Source organism: Chromobacterium sp. FG89, from assembly GCF_057808735.1.
On the sequence record NZ_JBMDIQ010000017.1, the window covers coordinates 42615 to 67892 of the forward strand.

Genomic DNA, 25278 nt, shown 5'->3' on the forward strand with positions numbered 1-25278 from the left:
TATCCAGCAAAAAACCCGGCCATGCGGCCGGGTTTGGGGTTCAGAGCGCGCGGGGCAATCAGGATTGCAGCGCGGCCTTGCTTTTCTTCTCTATGCTCTTGTTGATCTGCCACTGCTGGGCCATCGACAAGATGTTGTTGACCACGTAGTACAGCACCAGGCCGGACGGGAAGAAGAAGAACATCACCGAGAAGGCCACCGGCATGATCTTCATCATCTTGGCCTGCATCGGGTCCGCCGGCGGCGGGTTCAGGAAGGTCTGCAGGAACATGGTGGCCGCCATGATCACCGGCAGCACATAGAACGGGTCCGGGCGGGCCAAGTCGGTGTACCACAGGATCCACGGCGCCTGGCGCAGCTCAACCGAAGCCAGCAGCGCCCAGTACAGGCCGATGAACACCGGGATCTGGATCAGCATGGGCAGGCAGCCGCCCAGCGGATTCACCTTCTCGGACTTGTACATCTCCATCACCGCTTGCTGGAACTTCATGCGGTCGTCGCCGTACTGCTCCTTCATGCGCTCAAGACGCGGCGCCAGCGCCTTCATCTTGGCCATGGAGCGGTAGGACGCGGCGGTCAGCGGGTAGAAGATGGCCTTGACGGTCAGGGTCAGCAGCACGATGGCCCAGCCCCAGTTCTGCACCAGCAGGTGCAGCTTGGTCAGCAGCCAGAACAGCGGGGAGGCGAAGATGTGGAAGATGCCGAAGTCCTTGGCGTATTCCATGCCGTCCGCCAGCTTGCTGATCACATCGTACTCTTCCGGGCCGGCGAACAGCGGCACGGACACGCTCAGGCTCTGGCCCGGGGCGATGGTGGCGTAATCCACCAGCGCGGCGGCGGAGTTCAGGCCGTTGCTCTGCTTCAGCTCAAAGCGGCAGGACTTGTCGTCCTTGCACACGCTGGCGCCGTCCAGCGGCTTCAGGATCCACGCGGACATGAAGTAGTGCTGGATCATCGCCACCCAGCCGTCGCTGCCGGTCTTGGCGTAATCGCCTTTGCCCTTGGCCAGATCGTCGAAGCTCACCTTCTGGAATTTGTTTTCCGAGGTGTACACCGCCGGGCCGGTGAAGGTGTGGGCCAGGCGGCCTTCGCCTTCCGGCGTTTGGCTGTCGCGCAGCAGGCGGTAGTAAGCGGTGGCGGCCAGCGGGGCGGCGCCGCCGTTGGCGATGTCGTAACGCACGCCGATCTTGTAGCTGCCCTTGGTGAAGGTGTAGATCTTGCTTACCTTCACGCCATTGGCTTCCGGCGCGGTCAGCTTCACTTCCAGCTTGTCGCCGGAGAGCTCGTAGCTGGTTTTTTCCGCGGTGAACACGGTTTTGTGGGTGGGCAGCGCCGGGTTGCTGGCAGCCACCAGGCCGGTTTGCGCCACATAGACGCGGCCATTCCGGTCCGTCAGCAGATCAAGCGGCTTTTTGCTGTCCACGGCGGAATCGTGCTTCAACAGCGTCAGCTGGCGCAGATCGCCGCCCACGGTGTCGATTTCCGCTTTCAGCACATCGGTGTTCACCGTGATGCGCTGGCCGGAAGTCAGCTTGTTGGAATCCACCGGCTGGGCGTTGTGGGACGCGCTGTTGGCGGCCTGCTGCTGCGTGGCGGCCTGTTTTTGCGCGGCCACCTGCTGCGGCGTCGGCTTGGGCGCGAAAAACTCCTGCCAACCTAGCAGGATGCCCAGGGACAGCATGATGAAGATTATGAGGCGCTTGGAATCCATCTCTCGATACCGGATTTAAGTTCAGGGAACTGGGTCGTAGCCGCTGCCGCCCCAGGGGTGGCAACGTCCGATGCGTCTGGCGGCCAGCCAGCCGCCCTTGAGTGCGCCGTGCTTTTTCATGGCCTCGATCGCGTAGCTGGAACAGGTGGGCTGGAAGCGGCAACGCGGTGCCAGCCACGGGCTGATAGCCAGCTGGTAAAAACGGATCAGGAGGATGAAGAGGCGCGACATCGTGCCAGTTTAGCAAACAGAGAAGACAAAGCCGTGATCACTTCAGTTCGCTCGGCGCGCGTAAAAGGCACCTTGGCGCGGACCACGAAGTCCATGTCCGGCAGCGTTTGCCGGTTCAGGCGGAACCACTCGCGCACCGTGCGCTTGATGTAATTGCGGCGCACGGCCCGCTTGTGGACCTTGCGGCCCACCACCAGGCCCAGCCGCGCGTGCCCCAATTCATTGGGCCGGGCCGATACCTGGAACGTGGCGTTGCTGCGCGACATCCGCAAACTAAAAACGGATGAGAACTCATCCGTTTTTAATAGCCGGTGCGCACGGCGAAAGCGGTAAGCCGACAAAGGCTTATACGGCCAGACGCTTGCGGCCTTTGGAACGACGGGCTGCGATCACTGCGCGGCCGCCGCGGGTCTTCATGCGGACCAGAAAGCCGTGGGTGCGTTTACGACGGGTATTGGAGGGCTGGTAAGTACGCTTCATGATTGGAATTCCTGTTTCGAAACGGAAATAAACGCGTGATTTGACAGGATAAACGCCGGTTTGTCAATGAGGAATTTTCTAAGCACCTGTGGATAACTTTGAGAAAAACCGTTAGAATGCCAAGGCTTACCGTTCCGAGTCCGCTGCGCAATTATTGAACGCGCGCCGGGGCGGAACGCCAACCCAGAGAAGCACTGCCAAAATTCAGCCCCACCCACTGGAGCAACGCGCGCCCGCGCAAGCGCGGCGCGTGCCGGATCCAGGAATTTTGCCAGCGGTTCTCGGGGGCCGCCCCGTCCATGTCTGGCCCGCCTTGCGGCCCGGCGATGCGCGGAACGCGGTCCTTGAATCATGCCGAACACACGTCGTCCGCCCCAAGCGCGGGGCGCGGCGGCTTCTCCCGCCGCTTGGCCTTAAAGCCGACAGCGGGTTTTTCGCTTTTACTTGCGTATATGTAATGACCGAACTGGATCAATTTTGGCCTGGCTGCCTGGCCCGCCTGGAGGCCGAACTGTCTTCGCAACAGTTCAATACCTGGATCAAGCCGCTATCGGCCGAAACCACGGAAGAGGGCATCGCGCTGTTTGCGCCCAACCGCTTCATCATGCAGTTCATCAAGGACCGCTTCCTGGCGCGCATTGAAGAACTGGCGGTGGAGCTGGTGGGGGAATGCCTGGTGGAACTGCGCCTGGGCGCGCCCGCCGGCCGTCCGGCCGCCGCGCCCGCGGTGATGCCGGCCAAAGCCAAGCCCGCGCCCAGCGTGCCGACGCCCAGCGCGCCGTCCCAGGCCAAGCAGGCCGCGGTCAAAGCCATTGGCGGCAGCCACGAAAGCACCCGGCTCAATCCCTCGTTCACCTTCGACACCCTGGTGACCGGTAAGGGCAACCAGCTGGCGCGCGCCGCGGCCATGCAAATTGCGGAAAACCCGGGCGACCAGGCCTACAACCCGCTGTTTGTTTACGGCGGCGTGGGCCTGGGTAAGACCCACTTGATCCAGGCCATCGGCAACCACGTGTTCCAAAAGAACCCGCAAGCCAAGATCCGCTACATCCACGCCGAACGCTATGTGGCCGACATCATGCGCGCCTACCAGCACAAGGCCTTTGACGAATTCAAGCGCTACTACCACTCGCTGGACCTGCTGCTGATCGACGATATCCAGTTCTTCGCCGGCAAGAACCGCACCCAGGAAGAATTCTTCTACGCCTTCAACGCGCTGATCGAGGGCGGCAAGCAGGTGATCATGACCTGCGACAGCTACCCCAAGCAGATAGAAGGCATGGAAGAGCGGCTGATCTCCCGCTTCTCCTGGGGCCTGACCGTGGAAATCCAGCCGCCGGAGCTGGAAATGCGCGTGGCCATTCTGATGAAAAAGGCCGAGGCCGACAGCATCAAGCTGGATCACAACGTGGCCTTCTTCATTGCCCAGAACGTGCGCTCCAACGTGCGCGAACTGGAAGGCGCGCTCAAACGCGTGGTGGCTTACGCCCGCTTCACCAATCAGAACATCTCGCTGGAACTGGTCAAGGAAGCGCTCAAGGACATCCTGGCCGCCGGCAACCGCCAAGTGACCGTGGACGCCATCCAGAAAACCGTGGCCGAGTACTACAAGATCAAGCTGTCCGACATGCACAGCAAGAAGCGCAGCCGCGACATCGCCCGGCCGCGCCAGGTGGCGATGGCGCTGGCCAAGGAACTGACCCAGCTGTCCCTGCCCAATATCGGCGACGCCTTTGGCGGCCGCGACCACACCACCGTGCTGCACGCCTGCAAGACCATTGCCGAAATGCGCGGCAACGACGCCGATATCGCTCACGATTACGACACGCTGCTGGCCATGCTGCGTAACTAAGACCATGAAGCCTAACTTGAACCGACTCACAAACACCCAACGGGAGCCCGCCCCATGCTGATCCTGCAAGCCGAACGCGATGCCCTGCTCAAGCCACTGCTGGCAGTCACCGGCATTGTCGAGCGTCGTCACACCCTGCCCATCCTGTCCAATGTGCTGATAGAGAAAAAGGGCGGACAAGTGGGCTTCCTGGCCACGGACCTGGAAATCCAGATCACCACCGCCAGCAGCGACGAATTGCCGGGCGAAGACTTCCGCCTGACCACCTCCGCCAAAAAGCTGCAGGACATCCTGCGCGCCATCCCGGGCAACGCCACCGTGACCCTGGAACAACTGGACGGCGGCCGCCTGACCCTGAAAGCCGGCAAGAGCCGCTTCAACCTGCAAACCCTGCCGGCAGACGACTTCCCGCTGTTGTCCGTGGGCAGCGCCAGCGACTCCAGCTTTAGCCTGAGCCAGCGCGAACTCAAGCGCCTGATCTCCCAGGTGCAATACGCGATGGCGGTGCAGGACATCCGCTACTACCTGAACGGCCTGCTGATGCAGACCGACGGCAACCAGGTGCGCCTGGTGGCCACCGACGGCCACCGGCTGGCCTTTGCCAGCGCGGACGTGGAAGCCAATCTGCCCAAGTCCGAAGTGATCCTGCCGCGCAAGACCATCATCGAACTGTACAAGCTGCTGCAGGACATCGACGACCCGATCAATATCGAAGTGCTGGCCAACCAGGTGCGCTTCAGCTTTGGCTCCACCGTCATCATCAGCAAAGTGGTGGACGGCAAGTTCCCGGACTACAACCGCGTCATCCCGCTGGACAACGACAAGATCTTCTTGATTGAACGCCTGGAATTCCTGCACGCCTTGCAGCGCGCCGCCATTCTGGCCAACGAGAAATTCCGCGGCGTGCGCCTGGTGCTCAAGCCCGGCTCCATGTCCATTCTCTGCACCAACAGCGAGCAGGAAGAAGCGGAAGAAGAACTGGAAATCGCCTACCAGGGCGGCGAGCTGGAAATCGGCTTCAACATCAACTACCTGATGGACGTGCTGACCAACCTGCCGGCGGACACCCTGCAACTGGCCTTTGGCGATTCCAACCGCAGCACCCTGGTGACCATACCGGACGTCAGCAACTTCAAATACATCGTCATGCCCATGCGGATTTGACGCGGGCCGCCACCTGGCAGCCCGCCGGCGGCGGAGGCCCCGCCCCGGCAAACGGATTTTCAGATTGACCGGCAGAGGCCGGCCGCGCGGCGCCAGGAGTCACTCCCGGCCCGCCCGGCCCCTCTCCATACAGAAAGCAGCAGATGAGCGAACAGGAATACGGCGCGGATAGCATCAAAGTCCTCAAAGGATTGGATGCGGTACGCAAACGCCCCGGCATGTATATTGGCGACACCTCGGACGGCACCGGCTTGCACCACATGGTGTTTGAAGTGCTGGACAACGCCATTGACGAAGCGCTGGCCGGCCATGCCGACACCATCAAGGTCATCATCAACCCCGACAACTCCATCACCGTGGAAGACAACGGCCGGGGCATCCCCACCGACATCCACCCGGAAGAAGGGCGATCGGCGGCGGAAGTGATCATGACCATCCTGCACGCCGGCGGCAAATTCGACAGCAACAGCTACAAGATCTCCGGCGGCCTGCACGGCGTGGGCGTCTCCGTTGTGAACGCGCTGTCCGACTGGCTGCGTCTGAAAATCTGGCGCGACGGCAAAGTCCATGAAATGGAATTCCGCCGCGGCGACGCCGTGGCCCCGCTCACCGTCACCGGCCACACCAATCACCGCGGCACGGAAGTGACCTTCCGCGCCAGCGAAGAAACCTTCGGTCTGGTGGAATTCCACTTCGACATCCTGGCCAAGCGCATCCGCGAACTGTCCTTCCTGAACCAGGGCGTGGGCATCAACCTGATAGACAAGCGCAGCGGCAAGGAAGAAAGCTTCGCCTTCTCCGGCGGCGTGGCGGGCTTCGTGGAATACATGAACCGCAACAAGAACGTGCTGCACCCCAAGGTGTTTTACGGCCTGGGCGAAAAAGACGGCATGACCGTGGAAGTGGCGATGCAGTGGAACGACTCCTACCAGGAAAGCGTCCAGTGCTTCACCAACAACATCCCCCAGCGCGACGGCGGCACCCATATGACCGCGCTGCGCCAGGTGATGACCCGCACGCTGAACCAGTACATTGAAGAGAGCGAAGTGGCCAAAAAGGCCAAGGTGGACACCACCGGCGACGACATGCGCGAAGGCCTGACCTGCGTGCTGTCCGTCAAACTGCCGGACCCCAAGTTCTCCAGCCAGACCAAGGACAAACTGGTCTCCAGCGAAATTGGCCCGGTGGTCAATGAAGTGATCAGCGAAGCGCTGAAAACCTATCTGCTGGAACACCCTAACGACGCCAAGATCATCTGCGGCAAGATCGTGGAAGCCGCCCGCGCCCGTGAAGCCGCGCGCAAGGCCCGCGAAATCACCCGCCGCAAAGGCATCATGGACGGCCTGGGCCTGCCCGGCAAACTGGCGGACTGCCAGGAAAAAGACCCCACCCAGTGCGAACTGTACCTGGTGGAGGGTGACTCCGCCGGCGGCTCTGCCAAACAAGGCCGCGACCGCAAATTCCAGGCCATCCTGCCGCTGAAGGGCAAGATCCTGAACGTGGAACGCGCCCGCTTCGACAAAATGCTGCAAAGCCAGGAAGTGGCCACCCTGATCACCGCCATGGGCTGCGGCATTGGCAAGGACGAGTACAACCCGGACAAGCTGCGCTACCACCGCATCATCATCATGACCGATGCCGACGTGGACGGCGCGCACATCCGCACCCTGCTGCTCACCTTCTTCTACCGCCAAATGAGCGAACTGGTGGAGCGCGGCCACATCTACATCGCCCAGCCGCCGCTGTACAAGGCCAAAGTGGGCAAGCAAGAGCGCTACCTCAAGGACGACTCCGAGCTCAATCAGTTCCTGCTGCAACTGGCGCTGGAAAAGGCCGAACTGATCCCGGCGGAAGGCGCCGCCGCGCTGTCCGGCGACACCCTGGGCGAAATTGCCCGCCAGTTCCTGCTGACCCGCTCCGTGATTGAACGCGAAAGCCGCGTAATCGACCCGCTGGTGCTGGAAGCCATGCTCAAGACCGGCCCGCTGTCCCTCAGCAGCCAGCAAGAAGCGGACGCCGCGCTGGCCAAACTGAGCGCGCTGCTGCCGGCGGACGCCATCGAACTGGAACTGCTGCGCGATGAAAAGAACGACGGCCACCTGATCAAGATCATCCGCAAACTGCACGGCAACGTGATGGTGACGGTGATGGACCAGGACTTCCTGGAATCCGGCGACTACGCGGAAATGAAGAAAACCGGCGACATGCTCAGCGGCCTGCTGCGCGAAGGCGCCCACGTCAAACGCGGCGAAACCGTGAAACCGGTGGCGGAGTTTGGCGAAGCGCTGGACTGGCTGCTGGCGGAAGTGAAGAAGGGCATGAACATCCAGCGCTATAAAGGCCTGGGCGAGATGAACCCGGAACAGCTGTGGGAAACCACGATGGACCCCACCGTGCGCCGCCTGCTGAAGGTGCGCATTGAAGACGTGATGAGCGCGGACGACGTGTTCACCACCCTGATGGGCGACGAAGTGGAACCGCGCCGGAACTTCATCGAGGGCAATGCCTTGATTGCGCGGAATATTGATGTGTGACATTGTAGGATCCCACGAATATCTAGATTTTTCCCACTTTTCTAGATTTTTGGGATTTCACACACAGTCTACGCTGTAAGAAAGATGGCCTCCAAGTTTGGAGGTCATTTTTTATCCCCCTCTTGGACCAAGCCGTCTGCTGATCGGCCAAAGCTAACTTTGGACTGACTGACTAGAATGGACCGCAATTTATCACTTACAGGTCTGTATGTAGCTAACGGCGCTCAATATCTCTTCTCATTGCTGGCGGAGGGGGCATCCGCTCAGAGTCTTCTGACTCTTATGTCATATATTGTGCAAGCTCAAGGAACTAGAGTCGCACATCATCATTGTCGGTAGCGACCTTGCGTTTGATTCCCATTCAAATCGCGCCGGTATTTTCCATCGGTACAGCCCGAACCAAATTCAATACAAGTTTTTAGCAGGGACAAGTTCTAGGGACATGGTCATTACAGACGTTGCTGGATTCTTGGCAAAGCTCACATCCAGCATCCAGGGCAACTCATTTTCTATGCCTTAATGTCAAGCTATTGGCATATAGCTCGCGCGAACTGATGTGGTTGATCTGTATTCGAGCATGTAAAGTTACTCTAGAATGTGACATTGTAATATTTTGTGTACGCTACATAGTCGGCAGCCCAGCATCACCATGTGCAATGAGGGCTATGTGCTCGATAACATCAGGGCCACGACTTCAAGTGCGTTTGGGTGTTTTCGGCCAGAGGCCGGTGAAGATGCAGGTAAGGGCAAAAGATCAACGCAGGAGCTGATTTCGGCCTATGGAACCACGAAGTCTCAAATCTAGGAAGGGTAAGCATGGCAGTAGCACCACTGGATGGAGTTCTGAATCAGGCGCAGCGTGATAGTCTCGAAATTGTGGACTTCATCTTCCACATCATTGCACCGGACGCCGACGAGGGAGATGAGGTTGTCTTTCTCGACGAGGTGCAATTACAAGCCAAACAAAAGAATTTCTTTTTAGATCGGTTGCGCGAAATCGCCGAAGGTACGCAGTACGTGTTCAAGCAAGATGCGGTGCATCTGAAGGAGAAGTGTGAACAACTGATCGGGGAATCTGACAGGTTCCTTGAGCTGTCTCGTCAGATCGCCACGGACTTTGCGGGGCGTCACCAGGGACGCATGTCAGCAGGTGTATTCATCGTGTCGGTGGTGAAGTACCTGAGCGCGGCGCACAACTGGCAGCAACTGGTGTTCCTAGTGAAGATGGACAAGCAGCCCACGTTCACCTACAGCTATGAAGAGAGAGACAATCGGCGCGTCGCTGTCGTCAACGAGGTTCCAAACTCACTCAATGAAAATAAGAGCGCGGTGCAGAAGAGTGCTCTGATCGACGCGTCGGGGCAGTTTGTTTGGAACGTGCTCGCGTTCGACCGCGTGAAGAAGCCGGGACTGAGTGACTACTTCCGTGGTTTCCTTGGGGTGACTGAGCGTCAACAAGAGTCCGTGCTGACGAGGGCTGCCCACGCGGAAGTTCGAAAATGGGCGAAGAAGCTGCCGGCGGACAAACTTCCTCCTGGTGAGGATCTGAACACCTTCCTTGGGCGGTCACTTAACTATCTGAATGACCATGATATCTTCGACACAGATGCGTACTTGAACGCAGTGGTCCGGGATGAGGATGCCGTCCGTAAGGCTGAACTCACTCAATCGCTGCGCGACGCTCTTGCAGAAGCAGGGGTGGCCGGACAACAATTTAGGCCACAACCTGGCTCTCTGCGTGATAGAGACCGGAAACAGGTCTACAAGACGCTCGAAGGAGTGACCATCTCGTTCGAAGGTACCCAAGAGGCCGTGGGCATGAATATCGAGAAGTTGGGCGCAGGGCGTGCCCGTATCACCATTGAAACCAATCGTCTGGATCCCAAAGGCTAGGAGTGTATGACCGCTATAGCGGACCTGCTAAACGCAATCGATGAACTGCGAATGCATGCAACGCAGTTCATCGATGAGAGTTTTCGCTTGATCGTAGGAGGGGAAGCGCTAGGTGGGGCTGTAAACGTGGAAATTCGACGAGTTACCGACCTGGTGACTGAGCTGGGCGTTGGCCCACCAATACTGATGATCTCTGATGCGCCTGCCAACGTAGCTGATTTGGAGGGTACCGCCTATGATGAAGAGCCATGGCGGCTAATTCTTGGCAAGGCGCTGCTTGCCGAACGTCTGCGGGTGAGAGGTGAAGAGGCTACGTTGTTGTTTTTCACGGTGGAGGGGTTTCACCAGTGGCTTATCCACACCGATCCGTTTTTATACCCAAGCGGGAATGAGCCCGACCTGGCCAAGCCAACAACGGTTCGTATTCATGGGCTGCAAGAAGGGTTTGGCGGGCCACTACTATGGGTGTTGCCGTCTGCAGGAGAGGCACCGGAAGTGGTGGCGGCCAAGCTCCCCGACTTGTCGGAGGTTCATGGGCTGATCCACACCAACGCGGTCAAGCCGCTACGTGTATGTCCCTCTGCCTATGCGTTGACCTGGGGAAATCTCGGAACTGCTGAAGCAGCACCCTTGGTCCGATTGAGCGCGTGTGTGCTGTCGGCTTGCCTGGTTCAGGAGCTGCGGCGTGTCGATGAACGATACGAAGCCACTCTTCGCGGAACCAAACGAATCTCGCTGCCATTGTTTGATGATGGGCAAGTGGTTACGTCTGAGACGCTCCATGGACTGATCGAGGCAGTTCACTGGGTGTACGAGGAGCGGCCTGAAACACGGCTGCGACTAGTCATGGACCGATTGTCGATCGATATCGAGCCAGGCCAGTCTTTGCTCTCCGGCGCAGACAAATACCTAGCAGTGGCGCTACAGCAGGCTCGTGACAGCTATGCATTTGTGATCCTTGAGCGCAAGGACGCCTATCATAAGGAAGTCCGCGAGCTGATGAAGGACATGAAATCACAGGCTGACTTGTACGCGGCGAAAGTGCGGGACCTAGTTAATGCCCTAACCCGCGACGTACTCGGGATACTGGTGCTTATTGGTTTCTCGTTCGTTGGCAAGTTTGATCAAAAGAATTTGCATGCGCTGATTGAGAGCGCGGAACTCGCACTGCTGGTCAAGGTGTTGGCGGGTTATCTAGTACTGTCCTACGTACTTCAGGTCAGTTCACAGTTGCGTGATGCCAGCCTCGCCTATGAGGAAAGCAAAACGTGGCTCGATATACTTCAGCACTACTCTTCTCAGGCAGACAAACGAGATCGCTTCCTTGAGCCCATTGGTAAGCGGAGGCTGACCCTATTCGTGGCAATGTGGATCACCGGTACAATTTATGTGCTGCTGGCTCTGGCAATCTGGAACCTTCCCTTCATCATCGAACAACTACTCTGAACCAGTAATGGAAGACTATAGTAAGTGGACTTGCAATTACATGCACAAATCCATGTGGTTCCGCAGGTAGCTTGATCATTGCGTCCAACGAGCAATCGCAGGATCTATCGTAGCCGCATCGTTGGGTAAATCAGCCCACCCACCAACAAAACTTAAGTCGTTCGAGTTAGGCAGCTGGTCTGCCGTAAGCTCCCTAATCTTGATCCGCGCGGGTAACGCCGCAGCCTCACCGACAAAAACAGCCTCACGTCGGCCGAGTGACGACAGCATTCGCGCGATACCGGAAAGGCTGTCTGGCAGGAATCTTCGGACATGATCTTGGTCGGCACCATTTGTCAGTCGAAGGATGATCCACGAGTTGCATTGCGACAGAACCGTGCTTTCAACATCAGAGGGCCTTTGCGATACCAGCATCAAACCCAACCCGTACTTGCGCCCCTCCTTCGCAATACGCCGAACAGCATCTTGGGCCTCCTTGTACTGGGCATCTCCTCGATCCGGAACATATCGGTGCGCCTCCTCACATACGATTAGCACCGGATCTTTCTCCCGCTCAACTCTGGTCTGCCAGACCTTGTAGTTGAAGAGCAGCCTGCAGATTAGGGCGGTTAGGGTCCCGGCGACCTCATTTGGCGCGCCAGAGATATCTACAACCTTGACGGTAGACCCCTCCTCTGCTGTAGCGCCAGTCAACTGTAAGATGGCCGCCGTGAGCGTATCTGCGGCTTCATCCCTCATCAGAAACTGCAAGCGGGGATCGGTCCGAAGAACACTCAACTTATCGAGAATTGAGTCATGTGACTTCCGCTCAGTTGCGGACAGCGAGTCTTTTTTTCCACTCTTTCGTCCCTGTACCTGGTCGATATGTCGCTGAAACTCATCCAACGAGAAACGAATAGGCTTATCACGATCAAATGCTACGATATGGGCATGCGTCTTGCCGTCTACTAGCGCCTCAGGAAGATCCCCATCAGGGTTGTCGGGGATGGCCTCCACAATTCCTGCGGTAACCATCCGAGCATGTTTCAGCGCCTTGTAGACGATGTTGTTTTGAGATGTGGCTTCCGCCTCCGTCTTTCCGATGATTAGCGCTCTCAGCTCATCACCTGACATCAACCAGTAGGGTAGTCGCAGCTCCATTCCTGGTGAATCTTGCACGGCGGATGCATACGCGCGAAGAACTTGGCATTTCCCCTGGAAGGCAGAACCGTACTCACCATGAGGATCAATCACGACTATCCTTGGCCGAATGACCTCATCACTGTCGTTTTTCTTATGCTCCAACACTGAATGGATCAGCGCAGCGACCGTACCTGACTTCCCTGAGCCCGTTGACCCCAAGACGGCACAATGCTGCCCAAGGAGTTTGTCCACGTTTGCGCGACACACAGAGCCATTGCTGCCGACATAGGTACCAATCGCTACAAGCGGCGAAACGCCGTTTGACAACTCGGCTCTCTCTGCCGCCGCAAACAGTTCGTCCAACTCATCTGCCGTGGTGAGGTACACTCCTTGCAAAGGCAAGGGATACATTTCGACTCCACGACTGATGCCTAGGCCATCACTATCGCGACGCCAAGTCCCTTGAGCGAATAAATCCGCCTCAAGGATGCGCGAGTCATCTCCTGGGGCGATCCGTGCAGCTCCCTCTTCGATCGCAAGTTCCGACCGCATTCGCAGCATCTTGACGTAGGCGAACAGCAGCCGCCTACCGTAGTGAATTTTGATAATGCTGCCCAGCTGGCCAACCAGATACACACGTCCATCAACGATCCGCGTCAGGTCGGAGAGGTCTGCGTCAATCTCAACTCTCATCGACTCACCGGAAACTTCAATGATCTTGCCAATATGAAGCTCAGCACGCTCAGAGAACTTACTCATTTGATGGCTCCCGTCTTGAGGAAATCAGTTAGCCCACTGAAGGTCCACCATGGGAGATTAGCAACGGAATCGTCGACCAAGCGTTTGCCACCTGTATACAGCGCCTTGTCGGTAGCCACGTAGATTCGTGATTTGAAAGGCATAGACCGCCATACCTCCAAGCGATCTGGCAGCTTAGAGACTCCAGATGAACCAACTTCTCGCACGAAGGCAATCACATTGGTCTTATTGCCCTCACGGAGCAACGCGTCTTCAATTTCAAGATTGATGTGCTCATCCCCGAAACTGTATCCCACGACGCAAAGCACGTGACTCGCTGAAGAATGCAGCTCCCGGCGAAAAGCACCAAAGAGCTCGGCAAACGGGTCCTTCTGTGTTTCAACGTACTTGGTAGCTTGCGGATAGATGAGGGTATCTTCGAGCTTGGAAAGGTAATTTGTACCATACCTCGCTCGCACTAGAGTCCCATCCTGCGCCCGCAGCCAGTCAACCGACCCATGAAGCTTAATGACCTGATGACTGCGAGGCGACAGACTATCTGCGTCCTCTGCACGATGCCCGGTCCAAAAGCCGATACCACCGTTAGAAAACCCATCGAAGACTCTACGCCTTGAGAGAGACAGCGCATCTTCGAGCAGCGTATCGTAGTTTGTTGTAACAAAGGTCACTCTAGAGCGCGACTCCAGATTCGCTCGCCCTGCAAACAGCGCATCCATGAAAGCCTTGTGATGCGACACGTCAACAATTGGACGATCAAGCGATCCAACCTCTTCAGGAGCATCATCTAAAGCTGATTTGTAGCCATAACGAATTGTCTCCGCGATGTGTCGAATCACCATCGCATGCAATCCATTGAGGGCAGCTATATCGAACTCCCTACCTCCTAAGATAACCTTACCGTGACGCCCCCGTGATGCAATTGCAATGAGGTCTCCAAGATGGCTCAAGACGTGTTCAATATGGGCGTCTGCTGGCAGATCTTCGCGAAGAAGCCTGAGTAACTCATCGTGGGGGGCCTCTACGAGCGCCACCACACGCTCTGTGAGCTGATACATCAAAGGGATCTTCGCATCGAAGCTAACCCCAGCGCCCATCAGCCAGACCTGTACATTGGTTTCGAGAAGTTTTAATACCTCCTCGATGCCCTCATCAAAGTCTTTCATCCCTTCTCCCAATTGATCAGGACTCCATCCATTGCATTCGTGAGTGCTTAGGTGGAACGAGTTCGTCAAGATTTTCTGGATTGGCCGCTGCAGCATGTTATTTCTGATGCATATCGAAAATGGACTTGATCTGTCCGCGCGCGTCCTCGTGGTAGGATAATGGCATTTTCAAGGAGTGGCCAGCCAGGAGGGGATATGACATTGCCGTCACTGGACGGACATTGGCATCAAAGCAAACGTGGAGATGCTCGCATCTACCTATTGGATGTTCGCGATAATGATCAACCAGATGCAGCGCTCATTGCTCAACTGTTGATCGAGCAAGTGGAAAGCTCTGTGCCTGATGGTCAAGGTGGCCCGCCCTTAGAGGTCGGGTTGCAGCTGTTCTACGAGGTTATATGGCGCCACAACGCCAGGGGGCCAGCAGCGAAGGGGCACTTCCAGGCAAGTTATCGACGAGGCGTTGATGGTGGGGAAACCGTTTCGTTGACGGGCATCCGCGGAGCTCCGGGAACTGTATTTCTCGACCCAGAACCGATACGCGGTTTGCGAATAGGCACCTACCTGATGAATCAGGCTGTTACCTGGGTACTACGCTGGCCGGAAGCGGATGTTTGCCCCATCCAATTGAACAGCAACCAGGGCTATGAAGAAAACCGCGAGCGGCGCAACCGTTTCTATGAGCAGTTCGGCATAGTGTTCAAATACCGAGATGATGCGCATAGTGAAGGCACATCGCAACCAATGAAGGTGCGCGAGCTACGGCGGGTAGATACTTGGCAGAAAAATATCCAGGAGCGTGATGTGCGAGACGGTTTAGCCATGCTACGGCTGGAAAATGAACGCCTCGCACTGGAACTGAATGGACGATTACTAGCGCTTGATCATGTACGAAACGAGTTGGGCCGCGCTCATCGCCATCCGCTGCGATGGGCCTTACTACAGATGTGGAAGATGTATGCGCCGAGCCGTAGTCAGGTCTTCCTAGTACTCTTGGCGGTGGGGTTGGTATGGTGGCAATTCAAGTCCTGATCACAGTTCGAGCCCGAAGTGGGTGTCTGGTTTGGGCCTGTTTATGAGCCTGATCCCATTCGGTTTGAAAGATGACATCCTGGTCGAAGTCGGCGAGGTCTCCCAGGGGCTCGCCTGTGGCTGTATCTGTCCAGCCTGTCGCAGCCCGTTGGTGGCTCGTCATGGCCAGATTAACATCCATCATTTTGCCCATCACTCACGTGCCTCCTGCACTGAGGCAATGGGCCAGGCTATGCTACTAGCCATTGTTGAAGCATTGCAGGTGCCGGCTTGCAAGCTCGGCTTGCCAGGACCACAACCACGCGTCCTCGCCCTTGAGGCGGTGAGCCTGCCTGCGACCGCGGTTCCTGGGGGCGCTGCCGTGCAGGTCTGGTACCGCCAGCGCCCGCTGCAGCTACTAGTTGAGTGGGATCTGGCAGCCAGCACCGCCACGCGCATGCAATGGCGGACGCAGTGTGTGCCCTCCATCGCGCTCAACCTAACTGCTTTTGTTCGCGAAATTCAACATGGGCAACAGAAGCAGATTCGCAAGCGCGATGTCCAGTTCTGGCTACAGACTGAAGGGCACAAAAGCTGGATCTATCGCACACCGCGACCAGTATCGGAGACACCGTTCCCTGAGAGGCCACAAGACGAGCATCGCGTAGTTGCCATACCTTCACCGGTCACATCGGTGCGGCCAAGACCAACCACACCGGCGGCCATTCTTCCGCGACCGCGTAGTCAAACCCCGCCCAGCCAGGAAGAAATTCGAGAAGCATTGATGGCCCAGCTAGGGCATCGCCCGCCTCGGGCGCCGGTTGATATGGATCTGTTCATCTGCAGAATTGAGGACGCTATCCGACTCGGTGAACTGACGGATGCAGGTCGGCGCTACCTGTTCAAATCAAGTCTATTACCAACAGATGATATTTGGGTAGGGCAAGTCTTAATTCGACTCGGCTACGGGGTAGAGTGATCAGTTCGGGGCTCCGTTCTAACCCATTACTCCAACTCGATCTGAGGACCATAAGCAATGGTATCGATAAGTTTCAACGCATGTCGTGCCGCCGTTTGTGCAGTGTGAGATCAGGATTTCTCAGAATCTGTACTAACATCGAGCGATCCTCTGGATCAGTGGAGACCTCCGCAAGTAAGCGGGACCAATATTGCTTCGATTTTTGATCGTCGAGAGCCATGATTGCTTCATAGGCTTGCCCGGCACTCAATGCTCCTTCAGACACATGGCGAAGGAGTGCCCCCGCTTCGAGGCCAGCATCCCGAATCGATCCTCGATTCCTCTCGACAACTGACGCGAGAGATTGCTAAGTTCTGCATAGCCTCTCCCGGTAGCTATGTCTGTAGACGTGCAAAACCTTCTTTGCGCCGGCGCTTGCGATATCCATCCTGGGCTGTAGCCAGTTGCTGCTTTCGCGTTGTTGTCATTTGCCGCGCTCATTGATTACGCTGTAATCATCCGCATGAATATGCGTAATTGTATTTAAATATATGATGTTTTTGATGTGTCCGGCAGGAAATGCAACAGGTGAACTGACTATTGGCCTATTTTCGAGCAGATCAGCACTTCTGGATTTCAGATGCTGCGTTCTCGCACCTGAATGGCTTACGAGTAGATAAACAACCACCACCGTGCGAAGGTGGGCTGTTGTCCGTGGACTTACTGGAAACAACCATCGGTGCCACACGGATCAAACGGATTCTCCACTCGAGTTTGCTGGAGACTTCCCGTCTAGTCGTGCCCCTGTCAGCAAGGATACAAGCCATGCAAAAGCCCAAACTAACCGCCTCCATGAAGACCTCCTCCTCTGAGGCCTATGACGCTTATGTACGCCAAGCCGTCCAGTCGGCGTTGGATGATCTGCGTCCCAGCATTCCACATCAGGAGGCCGAGCACTACTTTGCCCTCAAGCGTGCGGCGCAGCTACAGTGCTCGAAGCCGGCCTAAGTACCCAATTTTGAGGCAAAATATAGAATATTTACCGATGTAAGCGTGGTTTATCAAGAAAGGATAAACTTATGTAAACTTGCTACAAAACACTTTGCCTCGCGCAGAATGTTTGCACGATGACAGCCAATTGGAGCGAATTTAGTCATGAGCACCAGATGCTCTATGAACTACTATACTTTGTCGTCATTACATCGCAGATCATCTATCTTCACATTGATGGGCGCCTCCCCATCATCCAGACGTTGTTTGGCAATCTTGAGCAGTTCCGCGTCCTCGTTGTCTGCGTTCTTCAGCAACAGCACCCCATCCCCCTGGTCTTCAAAAGATAGGGTATCGCCCTCGACCCAGCCTGCAGAAGCCAGCAGTTCGTTGGGAATTGGCAGTAGCGCATCGCCACTGCCATCCCCTGCATCCAGTAGCGGAACCGTCCAGCTGGTTTGGGGCAGGTTTTCCCAATCTGAAATCGCAGCATCCAGCAGACTTGCTGCTAGCTCATCCACCGACTGTTGTTGGGCTGCGGCCATTTTGGCGAGTCGCTGTTCGAGTTGACGACTCACGAGCAGCGTTAGCCAAGTTTCAGAATTCGGATCATCGATCATGATGCACTCCAATCGCATGCTGTAAACCTCACGGCTGTTGGCCATGGCAGCCGGCTGAGGCGCCCTGGTTATGATTATCCGGGCCGGTTTGCCAAGTGGAGGATTGCTGGCAAGGTGCCATACCAGCCGTAATGCCAGGCCACGGTCATCGTTAGACCTGTACTTTAGTCTAGGCCTGTCAACCTTTTTGGCACTCGTCGGTTGTTGACGCCCGCATAACATCATAAAATTCTTATCTTCTTTTATTTCAATGACATACCCTCTTTGGAGGGTATTTTTATTTGGGACTCGGATGGATTTGAACGCACTGCTGGCCAGTTTCGCCTCCGCCTTTGGCCAAGATCGACGGGTATTGACTTTGCAGCTGGGGACCGGGCAGATCGCCGCCGAGCAGCTGCTGCCGCTGAGCCTGCAGGCCGAAGAGGGGCTGTCCCAACCATACCGCTACACGCTGACTTGCCTGTCGTCGGATACTCATATCGAACTGAAATCGCTGCTGGGCCAGCCGGCGCGCATCGGCATCGAGGATGCGGCGGGCGGCGAGTCCATCCGCTGCGGCATGGTGAGCGAGGCCAGGCTGGCCGGCGCCGATGGCGGCTTCGCCAAGTACGAACTGACCATTGAGCCGCCGTTCGCGCTGCTGCGCCACCGCCGTACTTCGCGCGTGTTCCAGGATCTGACGGTGCCGGACATTATCCAGCAGATCCTCTCCGAACATCAGCAGCGCAACCCGGCCTTCGCCCGGGTGCAGACGCTGTCCATCCAGGTGCAGCCGGCTCAGCCGCGCAGCTACTGCCTGCAATACCGCGAGAGCGATTACGAATTCATCGTCCGCCTGATGCACGAGGAAGGCTACGCCTGGCGCTTCCTGCATCAAGACGACGATGGCCCGCAGGTGCAGCTGGAGGTGTTTGACGACCCATATAGCCTGCCGGCCGCCACATTGAGCCGCGTGCGCTTTCACCGCGCCGACGCCACCGAAGACGAAGACGGTCTGACCGAATGGCAAGCCACCCGTCAGATCGTGCCCAGCAGCGTGGCGCTGGCCAGTTACGACTACAAACCGGTTTCCACCCAGCACAGCGAAGACGGCAGCCGTATCGAACAGGGCCAGGCCGGCCAGTCGCTGCAGAGCAGCCTGACCCACTATGACGCGCCGGGCCTGTATTACGCCGGCGACGATGAGCAACTGGGCCGCTACGCTCAGCTGCGCCAGCAGGCCCACGACCAGCAAGCCAAATCCTTCAGCGCCAGCGGCACCGTGCGCGGTCTGCAGCCGGGCGAGTGGTTCCGCCTGGACGATCACCCGGTGCATGAAGCCGACAGCCCGCAAAACCGCGAATTCGTTGTTACCGGCCAACATTTCCAGGTGCGCAACAACCTGCCCCAGGATCTGGCCCAGTACGTCGGCGCCCAAACCGACGCCACGCCGTTCACCACAGCCATCCAGACCCAGCGCCGCGGCATCCCGCTGACCCCGGCCTACGCCGGCACGTCACTGGCCAAACCCAAATCGCGCGGCGTGCAAACCGCCACCGTGGTCGGCCCGGCCGAGCCGAGCGACCAGGTCGCCAACGAGATCTACACCGACACCCAGGGCCGCATCAAGGTGCAATTCCACTGGCAACGGCCAGAGGAACACGCTCAATTCGGCGCCAACTTCGACGACAAATCCAGCTGCTGGCTGCGCGTGGCCATGCCCAGCGCCGGCGCCGGGTTTGGCCACCAGTTCATCCCGCGCATTGGCCAGGAGGTGCTGGTTAGCTTCATCGAAGGCGACATCGACCGCCCGCTGGTGACCGGTGTGTTCTACAACGGCAGTCACCCCACGCCGGACTTCAGCGGCGCAGGCAGTCTGCCGGCTAACAAGACCCTATCCGGCATTAAATCGAAAGAACACAGGGGTGAGGGCTACAACGAGCTGCTATTTGACGACACTCCGGGAGAAGTGCGCGCCAAGCTCAGCTCCGAATCCGGCAAGACCCAGCTGAACCAGGGCTTCCTCACCCACCCGCGCAGCAACGGCAAAGCCCAGCCGCGCGGCGAAGGTTTCGAACTCAGAACCGACCAGCACGGCGCCATCCGCGCCGCGCACGGCCTGCTGTTGTCCACCGAAGCGCAAAACGGCGCCGGCGGCAAACAACTGGCGCGCGAGCATGCGCAAAGCCAACTGCAGTCCGCCGTCGCATTAAGCCAGGCGCTGGCCGAAACCGCCGCCGGCCAACTGGCCGACAGCATGGAAACCGGGCCGGATGAGATTGGCGACGACAACGCCAAGAGCGGCAAGAAAGACACAGGCCATATCCAGCACCAGCTGGATGCCCTGGCGGCTTGGGAAGCAGGATCGAATACAGACAGAGATGGCAAAACGGCGAAGGACCAAGCCGGCCAACAGCCCCAGCTAATCCTGTCCGGCCCCGCCGGCATTGCCAGCGTCACCGAGCAAAGCCAAACGTTGGCTGCCGGCACCAACCTGAACCTCGTCGCCCAGCGCGATGCCAACCACACCACCGGCCGGCGCTGGATTCACAATGTCGGCAAGCACATCAGTCTGTTCGTAGCCGGGGTAAAAGACAAGGTGGCGCTGAAGTTGATCGCGGCCAAGGGCCAGGTGCTGATTCAGGCACAGAGCGATGCGATGGAGATCACGGCAGATAAGGACGTGACCATCACCTCTTGCAAAGAGCGCATCACGGTCGCGGCCAAGGAAGAGATCCTGATGACCTGTGGCGGCGGCTACATTCGCCTCGCCGGCGGCAATATCGAGGTGCACTGTCCTGGCACGGTCAGCATCAAGGGGGCGCAGCACAACCTGAGCGGGCCGGCCAGTCTGAACTACAGGATGCCCACCTTCGGCAAGGTCTATAGCGGCCGCTTCCAACTGCAAAACCAGAAAACCGGCGAGCCGTTGATTGGCCGGGCATACGCCATCAAGCAAGCTGGCGGCCGCACCATCAGCGGTTACACCGACCAGCAAGGCTGGACGATGACCGCCATGAGTCGGCTACCCGAAGGCATGAACTTGCAGGTCTTGGAAAAGGCTCCGGCCAAAACCGAAACCTTGCACCTGGCAGGCGGCGGCCCGCATGAGCTGGAGCTTGAAATGCGTGATGACGCTCAGCAAGGATAAATCGCATGACCACCCTGACACCTAAAATGGCCGGCAACGGCGTCACGCGTTTGGAAGAGGACCGGCAGTTTGCCAAACTGCCCGTCTCGGAAAACAAGCCCTACCTGCAACCCAAGGCCGAAGCCGCGATCAAGGCACCCAGTGTTCGCACCGGGGTAAGCAAATCAGGGAGGACGATTACCATCAATGCGCGCCAAGTGGTGATGAGCGGTTTGATCATTGCTGATGAATGGCTGCACGAGTTCTTGTGGTACTACAAAGCCGAGGTCTGCTTTGACATGCCAGTCGATCCGAAAGGCGTACCCAAACCTTTTCTCAGCACCACCCAAGGCAACAACCCAAACCGCCGGCATTCGCTGACGCCTTTCCCGAAAGGCATGCGCAAGGGCTGGTTGCGCCGACCGGACTTGATCATTGTGAAAGACAAGGCGGAGCGTTGGCCTGGGCGAGCAACGGTGGATCATGATGGCGTCGCACATGGGGATAACTTACACCGCGTGGTCGAAGTGAAATTTCCCGGTGACAGCCTGAGTGATAGCCAGGCCAAAGCTTATGAGAAAATCGCAGGTGGACGTGATCGTTTCACGCTATTGCACGTGATTCCCCCTGGCGAGAAGCAGAGGCAGACTAAGCCCGTTACCAAGCCTACCCCTGTGCTAGTGCCTAGGGCCGACGGCATTCCTCGTGGTGAGAACCGTCGGGTGCCAGTGTATGGCCCACAGCCTTTGCCAGATCCGGCCTTTTACGAAACCTGGTTGGACGAGGCCAAGCAGTTGGTACACAGTTTGGCGGAAGATGGAAAAACACTCGCTAAAGACTTGCGCCAAGCGGTTGGCCAATTGTCCGAGAAAGTGCAGAAAGAGTTGAGGCAACATGCGCCGTGGTTGTTTACCGCGGGCCATTGGCTGCAGGACAAGGCCACTGAGACCTGGCACTTCGTCAATGAGCAGGGACAGCGTATCGCCTGTTGGACGAATGCCCAATTGCGCGCAGCCTGGGCGGAGATTCAACGTTGTACCGATCTGACCTTGGAAACCTTGCGGCAAATAGACTGGACGCAAGTCCTGCTGGACATTGGCAAGGGCCTACTGGCCCTGGCGGCCATCGTCGCCGGGGTTGTGGTAGTGTTCATTCTCGGTGGGTGGCTGGTGGCGGCATTGGCCGCGTTGGTCGAAATGGGGGCGGCTGCCTGGGCAGCCGTTGCCGCGATGCTGGGTGGCGGCGCACTGGTTGCCGCCTGACAGCAAAATGGAATAACGAATAATGAGCGTTCAAGAATATCCACGCATGCAGGCTTATGCGCGCATTGCCAGCCAAGCAGACTTCATCGATGGCGTGACACCGGATGGTCTGGTACTGGCCAAGCTGGGACTGATTTGCACCGTGTACTTCCGGAATGGTGGCCAGCGGGAAACCGGTTATAAGGTCTTAGGCTGCTTCGACCGATTCGTAGAGCAATTCGGCGAGCATCTGCAAGGCCAGTTCCATGACTTTAGTGGCCGCGGTTTTACCTCCTTGCGCAAAGACAGCATCGCCAAGGCCAAGGAGAAGCTATCCGGATCCGTAGATGAGGGTTTGGCTGTTTTCTGGGTTCTGCAAAGTGAGAAAAACGGCGAAGTCGCGGCCGAGTATTCCATTTCAGCGCTGACCTCGAATGCCGAGAGCGATCCCTATGGCGCTATGTCTTGCGTCAAGATCATGCTGCCATGGCAATTGCTAGCCGACGCGGACGGCGAGCAGAACTTTAGGGAATGGGCGCGCTACTTCTGCGAAACGCTGGATGTTGATCATGGCTATGCGGGCCTAGCCTGCAATCTACCCTATGATCGCCATCAATTCCAACCCTACGAATTTCAAATAGCACAGCGCTATAGCGGACTGATGGTCGACTCGTCCGCACTGATTGACGGGGATAACCTGTCAGACCACATCAAAGGCGTCAGCTGGCTGACCTTGCTTGGGCCGCGCTACGTCGAGCAACTTGGCGGTATGGACGTGCTCAAGCAGCAACTCCAATTGCCCGACGTCAGCGTACAAGAAACCAACAACGGTAGGCTGATCATCCAGGCCGGTATATTGCCGGATGTCGGAGCACCGGAAAACGGCCACCCACCCGCCTATGTGGCGGTTAACCGGGTACTCAAGCCGATCCGCGTACCGAATCCAGAACAGTTGCATAGTTGCATGGATGACGCGGAAGGTTTCACCAAAACCAACACGCTCGAGTGGTATGCACGTTTTGATGATGCAGAACCTGCACCGGCGATGCCCGCCGAGGCACCTGCCAATGGGCTGCGTTGCGAAGGTGGAAACGCGTGTCCTGAAGGCGGAATCTGGTGGACACCGGCTCAGACCGATTCACATCAGTCGTTTAAGAAAGGGGACATCATGCCGGCCTTTCACGACTCCAGCTACGGCGCTACGATCTGGTATAGGGATCCGGATCAGCTTAGTCAATGAAAGTTGCTCTAGCAATGGATGGTCAGGCTATTCTGGAAAATTAACCAGACTCCGTCTCGCACGCCACACTGACTTATCACAAGCAACTGACCATGGTGTGCAGACCGATGTAATCCTTCGGGGGAGACCTCAACATGAATGGTATGTACAACCCTGCACATCCTGGCGAGGTCCTCCAGGAGTGGCTTGAAGGCATTAGCGTGACAGAGGCGGCCCATAAGCTTGGGGTGACTCGTGCGGCGCTATCGCGCATTCTGCACGGTCATGCTGGCATTAGTGCCGATATGGCCCTCCGCCTTGCAGACGCATTAGGTACCAGCGCTGAGCTCTGGCTAGGTATGCAGTCCGCTTGGGCGCTTTGGCAAGAGCAACAGAAACCACGGCCGCATGTTGAGAAGCTGTTGATACGCTGACAGGGGGGCCAGGTCGGGAGGTCTGGACTCATATCTCGGCAGGCATACAGCGAGGTCAAATCACCCCGAAATCAAACTGGTCTAGGTTCCTCAGCCTTACACCGGCAGCCCTCAGGAGATGGACTGAAGCACCCGCCTCACCATCTGGGCTCCGAGAGCGGCCACGCTCATCGACATCAGTCCACGTGCTTATGTCGAGTACGTGCGCGGCATTCACCGGCCAAAGGGGATGCACGCCCTACTGGACTTGCTATGCTTACTCGATCAAGAGGATCGTGATAGCCTACTCAAAGCTTGGCGAAGCAAGCGGACGCGTCAGGATCCGAACCATTCAGACTAACGAGCGCCACGACAGAACGTTCGGTACAGGCGGCACCCTGCTCTGCTACGACTCATGCAAACCGTCCTGGCCTATGATTGGAAATGACTCTTAACCCATTCTTCTCAATCACCAATTGTTCAAGCTCTAGTTGAACTTAGCTAAGGAGACCGTGATGGTTTCCCCTACAGCCCGAGTTGTCACTGTGGAGATTCCACCCTTTTTGGCAGACAAGATCGACCAAATGGCCGATCGCTTGGAATGCTCGCACGACTGGGTAATAAGACAGGCACTGTCCACCTGGATCGCACGGGAAGAAGAGCGCGACCGCCTCACTCGAGAAGCGCTAGATGATGTAGACGCTGGTCATACCACCAGCCACCAGACAGTACACGCCTGGGCAGATAGCCTGAATACAGACAGTCCACTACCGATACCACGTTAAGCAGACTACAGAGAAGCAAAGTCGTACCTCATCGGAAATGACTCTATGACTATGCTGCGTCGATTTATGAACGGGCTGTGACCGGAATCATATTCTGGCCGTCCTTGGAAACCATAGGCTGACCAGGTACCGATTTTCTTGATCATCCCGTATTCAGAAGCAATTACGTAACCTGTAAGACTCTATGCAAAAAAGCTCTTCATCTTGACAACATTCATTATTTCTATATATATAGAAACATGGAAACGAAAAACGCTGTCATCCTCTTGGCCGCCCTAGCGCAGGACACGCGCCTGGCAATCTACCGACTACTGGTCCAGCAAGGCCCCGAAGGCCTGGCGGTAGGCCAGATTGGTGAGCGGCTCGCCGTGGCCAACGCTACCTTGTCCTTCCATCTGAAGGAGCTGTCTCACTCCGGCCTAGTCCAGGCCCGCCAGGAGGGGCGCTTCATCTACTACTCGGCCAACTACGAGCAGATGAATGCCCTGCTGGGCTTTTTGACTGAAAACTGCTGCCGCGGCGAGGCTTGCGCGCCTGCGAGCAGCATCTCGCCCTGCGATGGCGCTTGCTCATAACG

The 25278-nt window shown here is 57.4% G+C and carries 21 protein-coding genes; 14 read left to right on the top strand and 7 right to left on the bottom strand.

Annotation, left to right across the window (positions count from 1 at the left end; translation table 11 throughout):
• Positions 1-58 precede the first annotated feature (58 nt).
• The 4 genes from yidC to rpmH are packed head-to-tail and all read right to left on the bottom strand — an operon-like array spanning position 59 to position 2422.
• Positions 59-1711, bottom strand: a complete 1653-nt coding sequence (gene yidC / locus ACODRW_RS16665; RefSeq protein ID WP_227106074.1) for a membrane protein insertase YidC — start codon at positions 1709-1711, stop codon at positions 59-61.
• A gap of 21 nt (positions 1712-1732) precedes the next feature.
• The gene (yidD, locus tag ACODRW_RS16670) at positions 1733-1942 is read right to left on the bottom strand and encodes a membrane protein insertion efficiency factor YidD (RefSeq protein ID WP_107801093.1); all 210 of its coding nucleotides are present in this window, start codon (positions 1940-1942) and stop codon (positions 1733-1735) included.
• A complete protein-coding gene (gene rnpA, locus ACODRW_RS16675) occupies positions 1918-2283 on the bottom strand; it encodes a ribonuclease P protein component (protein ID WP_039753648.1) in 366 nt (121 codons plus the stop codon). Before rnpA ends, yidD begins: the two co-directional genes overlap by 25 nt.
• A gap of 4 nt (positions 2284-2287) precedes the next feature.
• A complete protein-coding gene (gene rpmH / locus ACODRW_RS16680) occupies positions 2288-2422 on the bottom strand; it encodes a 50S ribosomal protein L34 (protein ID WP_048408088.1) in 135 nt (44 codons plus the stop codon).
• A gap of 457 nt (positions 2423-2879) precedes the next feature.
• Between rpmH and dnaA the strand changes: the two genes are divergently transcribed.
• The 5 genes from dnaA to ACODRW_RS16705 all read left to right on the top strand — a co-directional run bounded on the left by dnaA (position 2880) and on the right by ACODRW_RS16705 (position 11311).
• The gene (dnaA, locus tag ACODRW_RS16685) at positions 2880-4274 is read left to right on the top strand and encodes a chromosomal replication initiator protein DnaA (RefSeq protein WP_107801092.1); all 1395 of its coding nucleotides are present in this window, start codon (positions 2880-2882) and stop codon (positions 4272-4274) included.
• 54 nt (positions 4275-4328) lie between these two features.
• Positions 4329-5438, top strand: a complete 1110-nt coding sequence (gene dnaN / locus ACODRW_RS16690) for a DNA polymerase III subunit beta (RefSeq protein ID WP_048408090.1) — start codon at positions 4329-4331, stop codon at positions 5436-5438.
• Positions 5439-5581: 143 nt separating this feature from the next.
• Entirely contained in the window at positions 5582-7972 is a 2391-nt protein-coding gene (gene gyrB / locus ACODRW_RS16695) for a DNA topoisomerase (ATP-hydrolyzing) subunit B (RefSeq protein ID WP_488906221.1), read from the top strand.
• Between the two features lie 816 nt (positions 7973-8788).
• On the top strand, positions 8789-9865 hold the full coding sequence (locus ACODRW_RS16700; protein ID WP_488906222.1) for a nucleoid-associated protein: 1077 nt from the start codon (positions 8789-8791) through the stop codon (positions 9863-9865).
• Between the two features lie 51 nt (positions 9866-9916).
• Positions 9917-11311, top strand: a complete 1395-nt coding sequence (locus ACODRW_RS16705) for a hypothetical protein (protein WP_488906223.1) — start codon at positions 9917-9919, stop codon at positions 11309-11311.
• 75 nt (positions 11312-11386) lie between these two features.
• Here the strand turns inward: ACODRW_RS16705 and ACODRW_RS16710 are convergent, their stop codons facing one another.
• A complete protein-coding gene (locus ACODRW_RS16710) occupies positions 11387-13192 on the bottom strand; it encodes an ATP-binding protein (RefSeq protein WP_488906224.1) in 1806 nt (601 codons plus the stop codon).
• Positions 13189-14355: an SIR2 family NAD-dependent protein deacylase gene (locus ACODRW_RS16715; RefSeq protein WP_488906225.1), complete on the bottom strand. Its 1167-nt coding sequence runs from the start codon at positions 14353-14355 to the stop codon at positions 13189-13191. Before ACODRW_RS16715 ends, ACODRW_RS16710 begins: the two co-directional genes overlap by 4 nt.
• 195 nt (positions 14356-14550) lie before the next feature.
• On the opposite strand from ACODRW_RS16715, the gene ACODRW_RS16720 reads away from it, so the two are divergent.
• From ACODRW_RS16720 to ACODRW_RS16730, 3 genes are all read left to right on the top strand, one after another.
• Positions 14551-15387 carry a hypothetical protein gene (locus ACODRW_RS16720; RefSeq protein WP_488906226.1) on the top strand — a complete coding sequence of 279 codons (837 nt, stop codon included), beginning with the start codon at positions 14551-14553 and terminating at the stop codon, positions 15385-15387.
• A 43-nt stretch (positions 15388-15430) separates the two neighbouring features.
• Positions 15431-16345, top strand: a complete 915-nt coding sequence (locus tag ACODRW_RS16725) for a competence protein CoiA family protein (RefSeq protein WP_488906227.1) — start codon at positions 15431-15433, stop codon at positions 16343-16345.
• A gap of 804 nt (positions 16346-17149) precedes the next feature.
• Positions 17150-17332 carry an antitoxin PaaA2 family protein gene (locus ACODRW_RS16730; protein WP_488906228.1) on the top strand — a complete coding sequence of 61 codons (183 nt, stop codon included), beginning with the start codon at positions 17150-17152 and terminating at the stop codon, positions 17330-17332.
• A 173-nt stretch (positions 17333-17505) separates the two neighbouring features.
• Here ACODRW_RS16730 and ACODRW_RS16735 read toward each other — a convergent pair whose 3' ends face one another.
• Positions 17506-17934 carry a hypothetical protein gene (locus tag ACODRW_RS16735; RefSeq protein WP_488906229.1) on the bottom strand — a complete coding sequence of 143 codons (429 nt, stop codon included), beginning with the start codon at positions 17932-17934 and terminating at the stop codon, positions 17506-17508.
• Positions 17935-18226: 292 nt separating this feature from the next.
• Here ACODRW_RS16735 and ACODRW_RS16740 point away from each other — a divergent pair, with 292 nt between their 5' ends.
• The 6 genes from ACODRW_RS16740 (at position 18227) to ACODRW_RS16765 (ending at position 25276) form a co-directional block, all read left to right on the top strand.
• Positions 18227-21064: a type VI secretion system Vgr family protein gene (locus ACODRW_RS16740; protein ID WP_488906230.1), complete on the top strand. Its 2838-nt coding sequence runs from the start codon at positions 18227-18229 to the stop codon at positions 21062-21064.
• 5 nt (positions 21065-21069) lie between these two features.
• The gene (locus tag ACODRW_RS16745; protein ID WP_488906231.1) at positions 21070-22305 is read left to right on the top strand and encodes a VRR-NUC domain-containing protein; all 1236 of its coding nucleotides are present in this window, start codon (positions 21070-21072) and stop codon (positions 22303-22305) included.
• 22 nt (positions 22306-22327) lie between these two features.
• Positions 22328-23524, top strand: a complete 1197-nt coding sequence (locus ACODRW_RS16750) for a DUF3396 domain-containing protein (protein ID WP_488906232.1) — start codon at positions 22328-22330, stop codon at positions 23522-23524.
• Between the two features lie 143 nt (positions 23525-23667).
• Positions 23668-23937, top strand: coding sequence for a HigA family addiction module antitoxin (locus ACODRW_RS16755; RefSeq protein ID WP_488906264.1), 270 nt, complete (start codon positions 23668-23670; stop codon positions 23935-23937).
• 494 nt (positions 23938-24431) lie between these two features.
• On the top strand, positions 24432-24701 hold the full coding sequence (locus ACODRW_RS16760) for a CopG family ribbon-helix-helix protein (protein WP_488906233.1): 270 nt from the start codon (positions 24432-24434) through the stop codon (positions 24699-24701).
• Between the two features lie 239 nt (positions 24702-24940).
• Entirely contained in the window at positions 24941-25276 is a 336-nt protein-coding gene (locus ACODRW_RS16765) for an ArsR/SmtB family transcription factor (protein ID WP_488906234.1), read from the top strand.
• Positions 25277-25278 lie beyond the last annotated feature (2 nt).